Annotated in this window: 14 protein-coding genes; 5 read left to right on the top strand and 9 right to left on the bottom strand. The window is 48.6% G+C overall.

Going from position 1 to position 13,826, the window contains the following annotated elements; genetic code table 11:
- Window position 1 precedes the first annotated feature (1 nt).
- The 5 genes from ACFPVS_RS04455 to dnaB all read right to left on the bottom strand — a co-directional run bounded on the left by ACFPVS_RS04455 (window position 2) and on the right by dnaB (window position 4,357).
- Window positions 2-592 (bottom strand): pilus assembly PilX family protein, encoded by a 591-nt coding sequence (locus tag ACFPVS_RS04455; protein WP_096294985.1) that lies wholly within the window; start codon window positions 590-592, stop codon window positions 2-4.
- Window positions 571-1,485 (bottom strand): PilW family protein, encoded by a 915-nt coding sequence (locus tag ACFPVS_RS04450; RefSeq protein ID WP_198345341.1) that lies wholly within the window; start codon window positions 1,483-1,485, stop codon window positions 571-573. Before ACFPVS_RS04450 ends, ACFPVS_RS04455 begins: the two co-directional genes overlap by 22 nt.
- Before the next feature lie 2 nt (window positions 1,486-1,487).
- Window positions 1,488-2,120: a type IV pilus modification protein PilV gene (pilV, locus tag ACFPVS_RS04445; protein ID WP_378595442.1), complete on the bottom strand. Its 633-nt coding sequence runs from the start codon at window positions 2,118-2,120 to the stop codon at window positions 1,488-1,490.
- 2 nt (window positions 2,121-2,122) lie between these two features.
- Window positions 2,123-2,785: a GspH/FimT family pseudopilin gene (locus ACFPVS_RS04440; RefSeq protein WP_096294986.1), complete on the bottom strand. Its 663-nt coding sequence runs from the start codon at window positions 2,783-2,785 to the stop codon at window positions 2,123-2,125.
- A 165-nt stretch (window positions 2,786-2,950) separates the two neighbouring features.
- A complete protein-coding gene (gene dnaB / locus ACFPVS_RS04435) occupies window positions 2,951-4,357 on the bottom strand; it encodes a replicative DNA helicase (RefSeq protein ID WP_096294987.1) in 1,407 nt (468 codons plus the stop codon).
- A gap of 169 nt (window positions 4,358-4,526) precedes the next feature.
- Between dnaB and ACFPVS_RS04430 the strand changes: the two genes are divergently transcribed.
- Window positions 4,527-5,108 carry a superoxide dismutase gene (locus ACFPVS_RS04430; protein ID WP_096294988.1) on the top strand — a complete coding sequence of 194 codons (582 nt, stop codon included), beginning with the start codon at window positions 4,527-4,529 and terminating at the stop codon, window positions 5,106-5,108.
- Window positions 5,109-5,310: 202 nt separating this feature from the next.
- On the opposite strand, the gene ACFPVS_RS04425 is transcribed toward ACFPVS_RS04430, so the two are convergent.
- Together ACFPVS_RS04425 and ACFPVS_RS04420 are read right to left on the bottom strand one after the other, a co-directional pair.
- Entirely contained in the window at window positions 5,311-5,736 is a 426-nt protein-coding gene (locus ACFPVS_RS04425) for an NF038104 family lipoprotein (RefSeq protein ID WP_198345342.1), read from the bottom strand.
- Window positions 5,736-6,074 (bottom strand): general secretion pathway protein GspG, encoded by a 339-nt coding sequence (locus ACFPVS_RS04420; protein ID WP_096294989.1) that lies wholly within the window; start codon window positions 6,072-6,074, stop codon window positions 5,736-5,738. Before ACFPVS_RS04420 ends, ACFPVS_RS04425 begins: the two co-directional genes overlap by 1 nt.
- A 359-nt stretch (window positions 6,075-6,433) precedes the next feature.
- Between ACFPVS_RS04420 and uvrB the strand changes: the two genes are divergently transcribed.
- Together uvrB and ACFPVS_RS04410 are read left to right on the top strand one after the other, a co-directional pair.
- On the top strand, window positions 6,434-8,464 hold the full coding sequence (uvrB, locus tag ACFPVS_RS04415; RefSeq protein ID WP_123803940.1) for an excinuclease ABC subunit UvrB: 2,031 nt from the start codon (window positions 6,434-6,436) through the stop codon (window positions 8,462-8,464).
- A 118-nt stretch (window positions 8,465-8,582) separates the two neighbouring features.
- Window positions 8,583-8,966, top strand: a complete 384-nt coding sequence (locus ACFPVS_RS04410; RefSeq protein WP_096294991.1) for a DUF2459 domain-containing protein — start codon at window positions 8,583-8,585, stop codon at window positions 8,964-8,966.
- 282 nt (window positions 8,967-9,248) lie between these two features.
- On the opposite strand, the gene rep is transcribed toward ACFPVS_RS04410, so the two are convergent.
- Window positions 9,249-11,255, bottom strand: a complete 2,007-nt coding sequence (rep, locus tag ACFPVS_RS04405; protein WP_123803902.1) for a DNA helicase Rep — start codon at window positions 11,253-11,255, stop codon at window positions 9,249-9,251.
- 121 nt (window positions 11,256-11,376) lie between these two features.
- Complete coding sequence (locus ACFPVS_RS04400; protein WP_123803901.1) at window positions 11,377-13,005, bottom strand: ABC-F family ATPase; 1,629 nt, start codon at window positions 13,003-13,005, stop codon at window positions 11,377-11,379.
- 85 nt (window positions 13,006-13,090) lie between these two features.
- Here ACFPVS_RS04400 and ACFPVS_RS04395 point away from each other — a divergent pair, with 85 nt between their 5' ends.
- Window positions 13,091-13,288, top strand: coding sequence for a hypothetical protein (locus ACFPVS_RS04395; RefSeq protein WP_096294992.1), 198 nt, complete (start codon window positions 13,091-13,093; stop codon window positions 13,286-13,288).
- Window positions 13,289-13,373: 85 nt separating this feature from the next.
- Window positions 13,374-13,799 carry a DUF4124 domain-containing protein gene (locus ACFPVS_RS04390; protein ID WP_096294993.1) on the top strand — a complete coding sequence of 142 codons (426 nt, stop codon included), beginning with the start codon at window positions 13,374-13,376 and terminating at the stop codon, window positions 13,797-13,799.
- Window positions 13,800-13,826: the final 27 nt, after the last annotated feature.

Raw genomic sequence — 13,826 nt, 5'->3', positions numbered from 1 at the left:
ATTATTCATTCGCTACGTAAGACTGAAGCATAACGACAGTATTATTGTTTTTACCCCATGCTTTGGCAGTAACACGGTAAATGGTGCTGCCTTGAGAAGGATTAGTGCTGATGTATTCTATGATATACACAGGTGTTTTGCTGACATTTTCAGCTTGAATATCATCGACGGGTTGGCCGTTTTCGTCAATATACAGTTTTTTGTCGGCCATGCGTTCCCATGCATTGCCTGTCGAGCTTTCTACTTCTATCGCATTGCTGCTTTCTGTTGGAACCACAGCATCGGGTGTTGCACAGAGCCCTTGTGTTTCTTCGTCACCAATCATACCGAGACAATTAGCTTTAAAAGTAACTTTTTTATCATCAAACTCTAAAATTTTATTTTCGCCTTTTTGTAAAGCTGCTTCAGCTAAACTAAGCGCTAACTTTCTATCGGCCTCATTTGTGCTGATTCGTTGTTCAGTATTGTATGATTGCACAGCCGTTACTACCAGAAGAGCAATAACGATCATAATCATCAATACGATGAAAAGAGCATAACCATGCTGGGAAGGCTGGGGTGCAAAATTATTTAAATGGCGTGATTTTCGCATACGTTGCCTCCTCTTACTGAAGCTTCAATATTATAGGCAGTGGCATTGTCGGTACCCAATTGTATTTGAATCAATGCGGGGGTAGTTCCATCCGTAGAGGAAGTTGTATTTGTCCGTAAGGTATCTTCACGTGTAAAGGTTTCTTGGCTGGTGGTAGAAGCAGCCAGATTACGGCAATTGTCGGTATTATCTATATAAAAATAATTGATATTCATTGATTGAACATCTTTCATTAAAAGCTGTGGATCACCCCAGTTGCCAGTTTCATGATTCAGTTGGAAACGATAGAGGCCTGTTTGATTATTAAAAGAACCCACAGCATAAGCAGAAACGACATGTTGCAATGTTGAAATAGCGCCATTCGTTTCATTATTGGTAATTTTTAAAGCTGATTTTGCAGTCGTTAAGTCGGTAATACTGCTATTTTTAGCTATGCTGTTACAGCTACTGGCGATATTGGCATTGCTGCCAGTTGCATCTATTCCGTATTGGAAGATTAATGCATTATTAGCAGTGGCAGGAGAAAAACCTGAATAATTCACCTCAGCTTGTGAAATCGGAACCATTTTATCGTTGACGATATTGTTGCTTAAGGAAAAAGATGCATTGGAATCATCAGCTACGACTGTGCTATCTGCATAGTTAGCCATATTGAAACAACCAAAGCTGCCCGCCATGCGCGCATCACGGCTCAGTAAAGTAGCGGCGCTACGTAAGTCTTGCTGAATGCTTAAACGTGAAGTCGCTGCATTATTCAGATTGCGAGCAGTAAAATAAGTTGAAGTAACTGCCATTAGAACAATCATGCTTAATGCGCTGGCGACTAAAAATTCAATCAGGCTGAAGCCTTGCATTTTAGGTGGGTGAGTAAAAGTAGGGCGTTTATTTTTCATTGTTATTCCGTAACGCGTGACTGATGAGTATAAACAATAAAGTTTCCTGAGCTTTTTAGCTCACTGTTGTTTTGTTCTTCTTCAGCATCGATTAGCCATAGTACTTTAACGACGGTATCACCATTACCGCTACATTTCGCATCGAATGAGCTTTCATAAGTAGGTTCATTACCGGAATTATCTCGACAAATGGCAAAGTGAAGTTGTGCATCTGGAAGCGCATTCGATATAGCAGTTGAAAATGATGCAATTTGTGCATTTGCAAGCTCTTGCTTAGTCATTTTCTCATTACTTTTGTATGTTCCATTTACTTTTTTACTAGGGCTGGTAAGGTAATGGTCATAAGATTTCAGCGTTCGTCCAGTTTCTGCGCCTGAACTATCTGTTTCTGCCGATAAAACCGGATTAATTAACATGCCTTCAATTAAATTCTGTGTAATTTGAGAAACGATGGTTTGCGTTTCGCCCTCACGAACGCTGGAAACGGCACGCAACTGTACAGAGAGTAAGGCAAGAATGCCGATGGCCAAAACAAACATGGAAATCAAGACTTCAATCAAAGTCATACCTTGTTGATTGACTTTCAGACGGCCTTGCTGCTGAGAAGAAAAGAGTAATGTCGTTGTTTTCATCATTGTTATTTTTCGGAATATTGGCAAATATCACGCGAGTCGGATTTGGCGCAGATTTCTACACGCCCGCTGCCGTCGATAAACACTACTTTGGAGCGGTTTTTTTTATCATCGTCACTCTTTGCGCGGGCATCGGTTAAGATAATTTGAGTGTAACCACTAGGTGTAGGAAAAGTATCTGTCGCAGAAGGTGAATTATTCCAACGCACAAAGTTACCGTTAGGTAGGAAAGTCCAGCGCGCGGTGCTATCGGTCGTTTTGCTGCCGCTAAAAGGGTAGACATAATAGTTATGGTTTACGCGATCGTTGTCTTTGCTGTTTAAGATGATGGCACGCAATTGAATATCGTTGGCGCGTTCATATTGGTTGTTTTTATCCGAATCGGCAAAAGCCATCAAACCTTGATTGCCGAAACTTGTGTTACAGCTACCATTAGATTTGCCGTCTTTTTTAATTTGAACCGGACAAACATAAACCGGAAGATTCAGGCGAACGGCTTCGCTGCGGGCGAAGCGCAGTAGATTGGCGATTTGTTCCGCATTGCTGGCTACGCGGCGCGATGCGATCCATTGGCTCATATTGGGAAGGGCGATGACGGCCATGATTGCGATGATGGCAATCACGACCAGCAGTTCGATAAGGGTAAAACCTTTTTGTTTGGCGTGCATGAGTATCGGTAAGTTTGGCGGAAGTTTATCGGTAATGTTGGTAATGCTTGGTTTTATATTTTATATTTGTTTATATGCGTGTTACGCGTATTTCATTCTAAACGATATTGCCAAGCATTGCCTAATAAAATATGAAAAACGCTTAGTTTGGCGGGAGAATCTGTCTCAATCTTCCATCAATGCGGATTCGGGAACATAGGCAGCGTTGTCAAATTTGGTGAATTGCCCCATCCAAGTCAGGTGGACTTTGCCTGTCGGACCATTACGGTGTTTGCCGATAATACATTCTGCCAAGCCTTTAAGTGGCGATTCAGGGTTGTAGTATTCGTCGCGATACATAAACATAATCAAGTCGGCATCCTGCTCGATGGCACCGGATTCACGCAAGTCGGACATCATCGGGCGTTTGTCGGTGCGTTGCTCGACGGTACGGCTCAGCTGCGACAGTGCAATCACAGGCACTTGCAATTCTTTGGCCAAGGCTTTGAGCGAGCGGGAGATTTCGCCCAATTCGGATGCGCGGTTGTCGGATCGGCCGGAGCCGGACATCAATTGCAGGTAGTCGATCACAATCAAGCCCAGTTTGCCGTTAAACTGGCGCGCTAAGCGGCGGGCGCGGGCGCGCAGCTCAAGTGCGGTCAAACCAGGCGTTTCGTCGATATACATCGGCGCGTTGGTAAGCTTAATCACAGCTTCGTTGAAATTAAGCCAATGCTGGTCTTGCAGGTTGCCGGTTTTTAAAACCTGTTGATCGACGCGGCCGACGGAGCTTAATACGCGCATCACCAATTGCGCGGCGCCCATTTCCATCGAAAAGACGGCAACGGGTAATTGTGCTTCCACGGCAACGTGTTCGGCAATATTGATGGAAAATGCGGTTTTACCCATAGACGGGCGGCCGGCGACGATAATCAGATCGCCCGGTTGCAGGCCGGAAGTTTTTTTGTCCAAATCGATAAAACCGGTGGAAATGCCGGTAACTTCTTCGGGATTCTCACGCGAATAGAGCATGTCGATTTTGGCAACCACTTCGTCCAACACATCAGGCATACTTAAAAAGCCTTGCTTGGATTTGGCGGTGCTTTCAGCGATTTGGAACACTTTGTTTTCAGCTTCGTCTAAAAGCTGGTCGGCGGTACGGCCTTGGGGATTATAAGCGCTGCGGGCGATTTCGGTACCTACTTCGGCCAATTGGCGCATGATGGAGCGTTCGCGCACGATTTCGGCGTAGCGGCGGATATTGGCGGCAGAAGGGGTGTTTTGCGCCAAAGTAATCAGGTAATTGAAGCCGCCTGCTGCTTCCAGTTCGTCATTGCGTTCTAAGGCTTCCTGCACGGTAATGACGTCGGCCGGGCGGCTTTCGTTCACCAGCATGGCGATGGCGCGGAAAATCAGGCGGTGCTCGTGACGATAGAAGTCTTCGCCGGTGACAACATCTGCGATTCTGTCCCATGCTGCGTTTTCCAACAGCAGGCCGCCCAAAACCGATTGCTCGGCTTCCATCGAATGCGGCGGCAAGGCCAAAGCCGTGACTTCGCGGTCTTCAGACGGCATGTCAAGATAATCGTTCATGGCGTTTTATCCCCAAAAAGTGCTTTGAATAAGAGACTGCTATTATATCGTAGTATAAGTTTAATTGGTTTTTTAAAGCCGAGACGGGTAGAATAAGGGACGTTACCTTGTAAAGGGTAATACACACGACCAAAAGATAATTCATATATCAATAAATAGGAGTATCAATATGGAACACAAACTGCCTGAATTGCCATACGCTTTGGACGCTCTGGAGCCACATTTGTCTAAAGAAACGCTGGAATACCACTACGGCAAACACCATCAAACCTACATCACCAATCTGAACAACCAAATCAAAGGCACTGAATTTGAAGAAATGCCTTTGGAAGAAATCGTGAAAAAATCTTCAGGCGGCGTGTTTAACAACGCAGCCCAAACTTGGAACCACACTTTCTACTGGCTGGGCTTCACACCTAAAGGCCGACAAAAGCCTGTAGGCGAATTGGCTGCGGCCATTGATGCCAAGTGGGGCAGCTTTGAAGCATTCCAAGAGGCATTCAACGCTTGCGCAGCCGGTACGTTTGGTTCGGGCTGGGCTTGGTTGGTGAAAACCCCTGCGGGTGAGTTGGATTTGGTATCGACTTCTAACGCAGCTACGCCGCTGACCACTGAAAACACCCCATTACTGACTTGCGACGTTTGGGAACATGCTTACTACATCGACTACCGCAACAGCCGTCCTAACTACCTGAAAGGTTTCTGGGAAATCGTAAATTGGGATGAAGTGGCGAAACGCTTTGCCGCTTAATGCTGATTGATAGATGATCAACCAAGGCTGTCTGAAACTGATTTCAGGCGGCTTTTTTATATGATAATCAGAATATTATGTTATAAGATGGAACGCGTTTATCTATAAAATCAAAAGGCTGAGGCCTTTGCAAAATCCCTATTTGGGGCACATTTCTTTGCTGTGCGCTGCTCGAAAGCTTGCCTATCTCAATTATCGCGAATTAATATTCCTGCTCAACCGTATAGCTTGGCTGCTGAATAGCATAAGGTGCCGTTGTTTCGCGGGTATTGCCGTATTCATCAATGGTGATGTAGCGTGGCTGTGGTGCGGTTTGTGCCGGATGGTTTGTTTGGTAAACAGTCGGTGTATTCGACTGATAAGGATAAGGGCTGCTTTGCGGCTGGCGATAAGCCGGCTGCTCGGCAACTTTTTCTTTCCGCTTTTCTTTGCGCGATTTTTTCTGTTCTTTTTTATCGTCGTCATCACCATCGGGGATGGCCGCGTCAATCAATGCGCCAGTGCCTTTGACTGCCAATTTTCCAGCTGTCAGAACAGTAGTGGCTGCTAAATCGGCAGCCGCACCTACTACGCAACCGCTCAAGGCAAACGATACGATGAGCGGCAAAATCAGGGTATTGAGTTTCATCACTTTGGGCACCCGCAATGGTCATCGTGGTCATGGCTGCCGTAACCGACCACTGCCTCGTGCCAAGCATCGTCGTCGCCGTCAAATTCTTCCACTTCGTTAAATTCACCGTTTTCGACCAAAGCCACCAGTTCGTCCAAGCTGTCGGCACCTTCTACCCAGAAACACGGAATATCGGGCGGGGTATCGGGCGCTAAGAGGGCGGCGAGGCCTTCGTGCCAAGCAATCCAATAGCCGTTGGCCGTTTCGATAAATTGCGCATCAGGGTGGATGGTTTCGTTTTCAGTGCCGATGAGCATGCGCTCGGCGATGTTTGCTTGGAAGGATAAGGTTTGCATATCTGCTTTCTGTTTATCGGAGAATATCAGCCGCTATTGTAATAGGCCGTCTGAAAAAAATACAGCCGCACTTTCATGCGGCTGTATGGGTGATAACCACGGGCATCGCCCCGTTAAAATTATTCTTCGTCGTTCGATAATACGAAGCCTGAAGCCGCCGCGTCAAAACCTGCTTTGCCTGAAGCGATGCAATACAATACGCCGGCTGCTGCAACCGCGCCAATCACTTGGCAAACAATAAGGGAATTTTATGGTTAATTGATTAATATCCGTTGCCTTTTGTCCTTAATTTCGAGCATTATTCAGACGGCCTTTTTGCTATAATGATGCGTTCTCAAAATATGCCGAGGCCGTCTGAAATGCAAGTCATCCAATACGAAAATTCCCCTTTCAAACTGCACCAGCCCTTCCCGCCCGCCGGCGACCAGCCCACCGCCATCGCCGCCCTGCTCGAAGGTTTGGAAGACGGCTTATCTTACCAAACCCTGCTTGGCGTAACCGGCTCCGGCAAAACCTATACCATGGCCAACGTGATTGCGCAGAGCGGCCGACCCGCCATCATCATGGCGCACAACAAAACGCTGGCGGCGCAGCTTTATGCCGAGATGCGCGAGTTTTTCCCCGAAAACGCGGTGGAATATTTCGTGTCTTACTACGACTACTACCAGCCCGAGGCCTATGTGCCCAGCCGCGATCTGTTTATCGAAAAAGATTCGGCGATTAACGAACACATCGAGCAGATGCGGCTTTCCGCCACCAAAAACCTGATGACGCGCAACGACGTGATTATCGTTGCCACCGTTTCCGCCATTTACGGCATCGGCGACCCCACCGAATACCAACAAATGGTGCTGTCGGTAAAAGAAGGCGACACGCTTAGCCAGCGCGACATCATTTCCACCCTCGTTTCCATGCAATACGAGCGCGGCGAAATGGATTTCAAGCGCGGCTCGTTCCGCGTGCGCGGCGACGTAATCGACGTTTACCCCGCTGAAAGCTCCGACAACGCCCTGCGCATCAGCCTGTTTGACGACGAAATCGACCGCCTCGACCTCTTCGACCCGCTCACCGGCGGCAGCCTGCAACGCGTCGGCCGCTACACCGTGTTCCCCAGCAGCCACTACGTTACCCCGCGCGACACCGTTTTGCGCGCCTGCGAATCGATTAAAGAAGAACTGCGCGAACGTATCGCTTTTTTCACCCAAGAAAACCGCCCCGTAGAAACCCAACGCATCGAGCAGCGCACCCGCTTCGACCTCGAAATGCTTTATGAAATGGGCTTCTGCAAAGGCATCGAAAACTACTCGCGCCACTTTTCCGGCAAAAAAGAAGGCGAACCGCCGCCTACCCTGATGGATTACCTGCCCGATAACGCCATCATGTTTATCGACGAAAGCCACGTTACCGTTACCCAAATCGGCGGTATGTATAAAGGCGACGCCAGCCGCAAACAAAACCTGGTCGACTACGGCTTCCGCCTGCCTTCCGCGCGCGACAACCGCCCGCTCAAATTCCACGAATTTGAAAAAATCATGCCGCAAACCATCTTCGTTTCCGCCACCCCCGCCAAATACGAAGAAGAGCACGCCGGCCAAGTGGTCGAGCAAGTCGTCCGCCCCACCGGCTTGGTCGACCCGCAAATCATCATCCGCCCCGTCGCCACCCAAGTGGACGATTTATTAAGCGAAATCAACGAGCGCATCGGCAAAGGCGAGCGCGTGCTCGTTACCACGCTCACCAAACACATGGCTGAACAGCTCACCGATTATTACAGCGAACTGGGCGTAAAAGTACGCTATCTGCACAGCGACATCGACACCGTCGAGCGCGTCGAAATCATCCGCGATTTGCGCCTCGGCCTCTTTGACGTACTCGTCGGCATCAACCTTCTGCGCGAAGGTTTGGATATCCCCGAAGTATCGCTGGTGGCCATACTCGATGCCGACAAAGAAGGCTTTCTGCGCAGCCACCGAAGCCTGATCCAAACCATAGGCCGCGCCGCCCGCAACGTAAACGGCGTCGCCATACTCTACGCCGACAAAATCACCGATTCGATGAAAGCCGCCATCGACGAAACCGAACGCCGCCGCGAAAAACAGATGAAATTCAACCAAGAACACGGCATCGTGCCGCAGCAGATCAATAAAAAAGTAAAAGACATTATCGACGGCGTGTACCACGACGACGCAGGCAGCGGCAAAGGCCGTCTGAAAGGCAAGGGCAAAGTGAAAGTGGGCGAAATCCACACCGAAGAAGACGCAATTAAAGAAATCGCGCGGTTGGAGAAACAAATGCAGCAGGCGGCGAGGGATTTGCAGTTTGAAGAAGCGGCGGTGTTAAGGGATAAGATTCGGGGGATTAAGGAAGGGTTGTTGTTTGGGGCGGAGTGAGTTTAAGAAAACGTAAACAAAAAATAGTATTGATAATGTTGGTAATTTTGTCTTGGTTTATGTTCAGGCCATTTTCCGGTAGTTATGAAAATCTTATTACTATATTTGATAATAAAAAATTGAAGCTGAACAGCATAATAATCAAAATAATGAAATTATTATTTCAAGTGATGGTTGGCATTCAGATATATTGGTTCCAATAAAAAATTATGTATATGATTGGAATGGATTTTTAGAATATAAAAGCTATTGCCAAAACTATAGTTTAGACTCTTATTTGAGTATTGGTTGGGGAGATTATAGACATAGGCTTATTTCTCGCCCTTCTCTTTGGCATGAAACTTCTTTCTTAAATGTAAAAATTTTATCTATAGGAGAAGTTGAAGAGAGAAAAGACCTAATTCGACTAAAAATCAATAGGTGGCAATATATCCAATTGGTTAATAATATTCAGAAGGATTTTAAAGATGTGTGTGCCCTTGGGCACGCACGCGTTATTTGAATTTTTGCTACCGCGTGCGCGGCTATCGCCACACACCCTTATATTTAAAGGCCGAGACCTTTGCAAAACCTCATAAATCACCCATAAAAACCAAAACAACCGTCATTTCCGCATAAGCGGGAGTCCATTTTCGATCATGGTAAGCTATTGAATAAAATAAGTTTCTAAAATTTTAAGATGGATTCCCGCCTGCGCAGGAATGACGTCGGTTCTTTGTACAGTGGCTTTTCAGGGAGTTTTGCAAAGGTCTCAGGCCTTCTGAAAATAGATTTTCAGACGGCCTCAAAGTTCGCCCTTATTTTTTGCGGCAATCATCGCACGCAAATTGGCCAAATGGCTTTTGCCTTCTTCTTTACTGACAATCGGTTCGCCGCCTTGACGGCCTAAAATTTTCAAATCTTCCTGCGGCATTTCGCCGATAAACCGGCTCGGCTCGGGAAATTGCCATGTGCCTTGCCGTTTACGCTTGATGCAGTGGGTTAGGGTCAGTTGGCGTTTGGCGCGGGTGATGCCGACATACATCAGGCGGCGTTCTTCTTCGACATTGCTTTCTTCGATGCTGTCGGCGTGTGGCAAAATACCCTCTTCGCATCCGACCAAAAATACATAAGGATATTCCAAGCCTTTGGAAGCGTGCAGGGTAGAGAGTTTGACTGTGTCGTTTTCTTCTTCGCCTTTACCTTCCAAAAGCGTCATCAGCGTGATGGTTTGCGCGATTTCGATGATGTTTTTGCCGTCTTCATCGCCTTTGCGCTGCAGCCATGAAGTCAAATCGTTAACGTTGCGCCATTTGATTTCACCGGCTTTGCCTTCTTCGCTAAGCAGCAGATGGTTTTCATAGCCGATTTCTTCCAGCAGGCTGGTGATGAGTTCGCCGGCTTCGGCTACTTCGGCACGGTTGCGGTAGGCTTCCATCATGTGCATAAATGCTTGCAAATGCTCGCGGTTGGCGGTGTTGAGCAGGGCTAAGGCTGCTTCGGTTTGGGCGGCTTCGTATAGGCTGCACTCGTGTTCGTGAGCGTAGGTATTGAGTTTGCCCAGCGTCACGTCACCGATGCCGCGTTTGGGCGTGGTTACGGCGCGTAAAAATGCAGGGTCGTCGGCCGGATTGGCAATCAGGCGGATGTAGGCCAATACGTCTTTAATCTCGGCTTTGTCGAAAAAGCTTTGTCCGCCGGAAAGCTGGTAGGGCACGCGCGCGCTGCGTAGGGCTTCTTCAAACACACGTGCCTGATGGTTGCCGCGATAAAGCACGGCAAAATCGGCATATTTGGCTTTGTCGCCCGCCACCACTTTTTGCTTCACGATTTGGCTGACCACCCATTCGGCTTCATGCTGCTCGTTTTGACACGCCACCACTTTCACCACTTCGCCCATGCCGAATTGCGACCATAAGGTTTTTTGGAACAATTTCGGATTGTTTTCAATCACTTTGTTGGCGATTTTCAAAATCCGTGCGGTGGAGCGGTAATTTTGCTCAAGCTTGATCACCTTCATTTGCGGATAATCCTGCTGCATTTGGCGCAGGTTTTCCATGTTGGCGCCGCGCCAGGCGTAAATCGACTGGTCGTCGTCGCCCACGGCGGTGAACATGCCTTCCGCGCCGGTGAGCAGCTTCATCAGCGTGAATTGGCAGGTGTTGGTGTCTTGGCATTCATCGACCAACAAATAACGCAAACGCAGCTGCCATTTTTGGCGCACTTCGCTGTTTTGCTGCAATAAAAGCGCGGGCAGGCGGATCAGGTCGTCAAAATCCACGGCCTGATAGCTTTCAAAAGTGGCTTGATAACCGGCATAAATTTGCGCGGTCTGCTTTTCCCATTCGTTTGAGGCCGTCTGAAAAGCGATTTCAGGCGTTTGCAGGTTGTTTTTCCACAGCGAGATTTGGTGTTGCGCTTTGAATACGGCTTCTTTGCCCGTTCCGCCCAAAAGCTCCCCGATGATTTTGGCACTGTCGGTACCGTCCAAGATGGAAAAGTTTTTCTTGTAACCGATTTGCGCCGCTTCTTCACGCAAAATCCGCATGCCTAAAGAGTGAAAGGTACAAATCGTCAGCCCGCGCGTTTTCGATTTGGGCAGCATTTTCGCCACGCGTTCCTGCATTTCCTTCGCCGCCTTGTTGGTAAAGGTAATCGCTGCCACCTGGTGGCCGGCATAACCGATGTTAACCAGCAAGTGCTTGATTTTTTGCGTAATCACACCGGTTTTGCCGCTGCCTGCACCGGCCAGAACCAAAAGCGGCCCGCCCAAATAATTTACAGCGGCTTGTTGTTGGGGATTGAGTTTCATAAGGCGATAGGGGAAATGTGTTGGAACAGGATTATAACATTCGGCAAAGGGTAAGGCCGTCTGAAAAGCAGATTCACTTTTCAGACGGCCTGTTTCAGTTTCAGCTTCATTTAATGGAAAATCAAACCAAGCCTTTTTTCTCCAAATAGCTTTCGTAGTCGCCCAAGTAATGTTCGTAGCCGCCTTTGCCGTCGAGCTCGATGATTTGGGTGGCGAGCGACGAAACAAACTGACGGTCGTGCGAAACGAAAATCAGCGTGCCGTTGTATTTTTCCAGCGCCATGTTGAGCGATTCAATGCTTTCCATGTCCATGTGGTTGGTCGGTTCGTCCATCACCAGCACGTTCGGTTTCAACAGCAATAATTTGCCGTAGAACATGCGGCCTTTCTCTCCGCCGGACAATACTTTGACTTTTTTCACCACATCGTTGCTGCCGAAGAGCAGGCGGCCGAGGGTGCCGCGGATGACTTGCTCGTCGTCGCCTTCCTGACCCCATTGCCGCATCCATTCGCTCAAGTCCATATCGACGCCGAAGTCGTTTTCATGGTCTTGCGGATAGTAGCCGACGTGGGCTTTTTCCGCCCATTTGATGGTGCCTTCATCCGGTGTGAGGCCGTCTGAATATTCAGCATTGTAGGCACCGGCCAATAATTTCAGCAAAGTGGATTTACCGGCACCGTTCGGGCCGATAATCGCCAGGCGCTGGCCGGCCTCCAAGATGAAGTTGAGGTTTTTGAACAACTGGGTTTCAAAGCGCTTGGCCAGTTTTTCCACTTCCACGGCCTGACGGTGCAGCTTGGCTTTTTCGTCGGCTTCAAAACGGATATACGGGTTTTGGCGGGTAGAAGGTTTGACTTCGACCATTTCCGATTTGATTTTGTCGGCCTGTTTCAAGCGGCTGGTGGCTTGGCGGGCTTTGGATTTGTTGGCCGAGAAACGCGCCACGAATTCTTGCAGTTCCTGCAGTTTTTCTTTGGCTTTGGCGTTGTCTTTCAGCGCGCGCTCGCGGGATTGTGCCGAAGCGAGCATGTAATCGTCGTAGTTGCCCGGATAGATGGTGATGGTGTTGTAGTCCAAGTCGGCCATGTGGGTGCACACTTCGTTCAAAAAGTGACGGTCATGCGAGATGATGATCATGGTCGAATCGTATTCGTTCAATACGCCTTCCAACCAGCGGATGGTGTTGATGTCCAAGTTGTTGGTCGGCTCGTCAAGCAGCAACACGTCGGGCTTGGAAAACAATGCCTGCGCCAGCAACACGCGCAATTTGAAGCCCGGAGCAACTTCGCTCATTTGCGCATTGTGCAAATCTTCAGAAATGCCCACGCCGCTCAACAATTCGGCGGCGCGTGCTTCGGCGGTGTAGCCGTCGTATTCGGCAAACTTGGCTTCCAAATCGGCCGCGCGCATGTAATCGTCTTCGGTGGCATCCATGTTGGCGTAAATCAAGTCGCGTTCGGTCATGGCCGCCCACATTTCGGTGTGTCCCATCAACACCACATCCAACACGCGCATATCTTCGTAAGCAAACTGGTCTTGTTTCAGCTTACCCAAGCGCACGCCGTTTTCAATCGCCACTTCACCGGCAGTCTGCTCCAAATCGCCGCCCAGAATTTTCATAAACGTGGATTTGCCCGAGCCGTTGGCGCCGATCAAACCGTAGCGGTTGCCTTCGCCGAATTTGACAGACACGTTTTCAAACAGCGGCTTTGCGCCAAACTGCATGGTAATGCCGTTGGTAGAAATCATTCTTTGTAAAACCTTTATAAATAGAGTGTTATAATCGGGCGAAATTGTAGCATATTTTATAGAGGCCGTCTGAAAAGGAAGCGCGTTGGAAACCGAAAAAATCTATTACGCCGTGATTATTCTGATTTGCGCGGCATCGATGCTGCTCAGCCCGTTTTTCTATATCCGCCGCACGCGCAATGCCACCGAAGTGCGCCAGCAGCCGCAACGCTGGACGCCGATTATCATCGCCAATCTGATCATGATTGCCGCGCTGGTGTTTATTTGGTGGAAGTGGTTTTAGCCAAGTTATTTTTACGCAAACCGGCGTTTTACCCTGACGCGAATCCATTACAATAGCTTGAATTGATTGAAACCGGATGAATCACATGAAAAAAACCGTTTTACTCGCCTTGGCCTTGCTCGTTTCGACCGCCCAAGCCGCAACCATTTACGAATGCTCCGACCGCTCAGGCCGCAAGGTCTATAGCCAAGACGGCGGCAAAAACTGCAAAGCCAGCAATATCGGCCGCCCATCGGTGTATACTTCGGCACCCGTTTATCAAACTGCGGCGCCGGTCGCCATCAGCGAAAGCACGCCGCAAGCAAACACATCTGCCGATTTGGAAGCGGCGCAACGCGAATTGCAGCAGGCGCAGCACGCTTTGGAAGAAGGCAAGAAAGTGCGCTTGGGCAATGAACGCAATTACGCCAAATATTTAGAGCGCGTGCAGGGCTTGGAAAACAATGTCAAAGCCGCGCAAGACAAGGTTCACGCCGCCGAGCGTGGGGAATCGCAACAATTATTGCGTTGATTTTGATTGAATAGAAAATTTGATTGA

The sequence above is a fragment of the Neisseria weixii genome, assembly GCF_042658245.1.
Lineage (GTDB): Bacteria > Pseudomonadota > Gammaproteobacteria > Burkholderiales > Neisseriaceae > Neisseria > Neisseria weixii.
This window is presented reverse-complemented; position numbering and strand designations above follow the sequence as displayed.

Bases quoted from the DNA above. Each gene is read 5' to 3' on its own strand.
- ACFPVS_RS04455 (WP_096294985.1), bottom strand. From the start codon at position 592: ATGCGAAAATCACGCCATTTAAATAATTTTGCACCCCAGCCTTCCCAG.
- ACFPVS_RS04450 (WP_198345341.1), bottom strand. From the start codon at position 1,485: ATGAAAAATAAACGCCCTACTTTTACTCACCCACCTAAAATGCAAGGC.
- pilV (WP_378595442.1), bottom strand. From the start codon at position 2,120: ATGATGAAAACAACGACATTACTCTTTTCTTCTCAGCAGCAAGGCCGT.
- ACFPVS_RS04440 (WP_096294986.1), bottom strand. From the start codon at position 2,785: ATGCACGCCAAACAAAAAGGTTTTACCCTTATCGAACTGCTGGTCGTG.
- dnaB (WP_096294987.1), bottom strand. From the start codon at position 4,357: ATGAACGATTATCTTGACATGCCGTCTGAAGACCGCGAAGTCACGGCT.
- ACFPVS_RS04430 (WP_096294988.1), top strand. From the start codon at position 4,527: ATGGAACACAAACTGCCTGAATTGCCATACGCTTTGGACGCTCTGGAG.
- ACFPVS_RS04425 (WP_198345342.1), bottom strand. From the start codon at position 5,736: ATGAAACTCAATACCCTGATTTTGCCGCTCATCGTATCGTTTGCCTTG.
- ACFPVS_RS04420 (WP_096294989.1), bottom strand. From the start codon at position 6,074: ATGCAAACCTTATCCTTCCAAGCAAACATCGCCGAGCGCATGCTCATC.
- uvrB (WP_123803940.1), top strand. From the start codon at position 6,434: ATGCAAGTCATCCAATACGAAAATTCCCCTTTCAAACTGCACCAGCCC.
- rep (WP_123803902.1), bottom strand. From the start codon at position 11,255: ATGAAACTCAATCCCCAACAACAAGCCGCTGTAAATTATTTGGGCGGG.
- ACFPVS_RS04400 (WP_123803901.1), bottom strand. From the start codon at position 13,005: ATGATTTCTACCAACGGCATTACCATGCAGTTTGGCGCAAAGCCGCTG.
- ACFPVS_RS04390 (WP_096294993.1), top strand. From the start codon at position 13,374: ATGAAAAAAACCGTTTTACTCGCCTTGGCCTTGCTCGTTTCGACCGCC.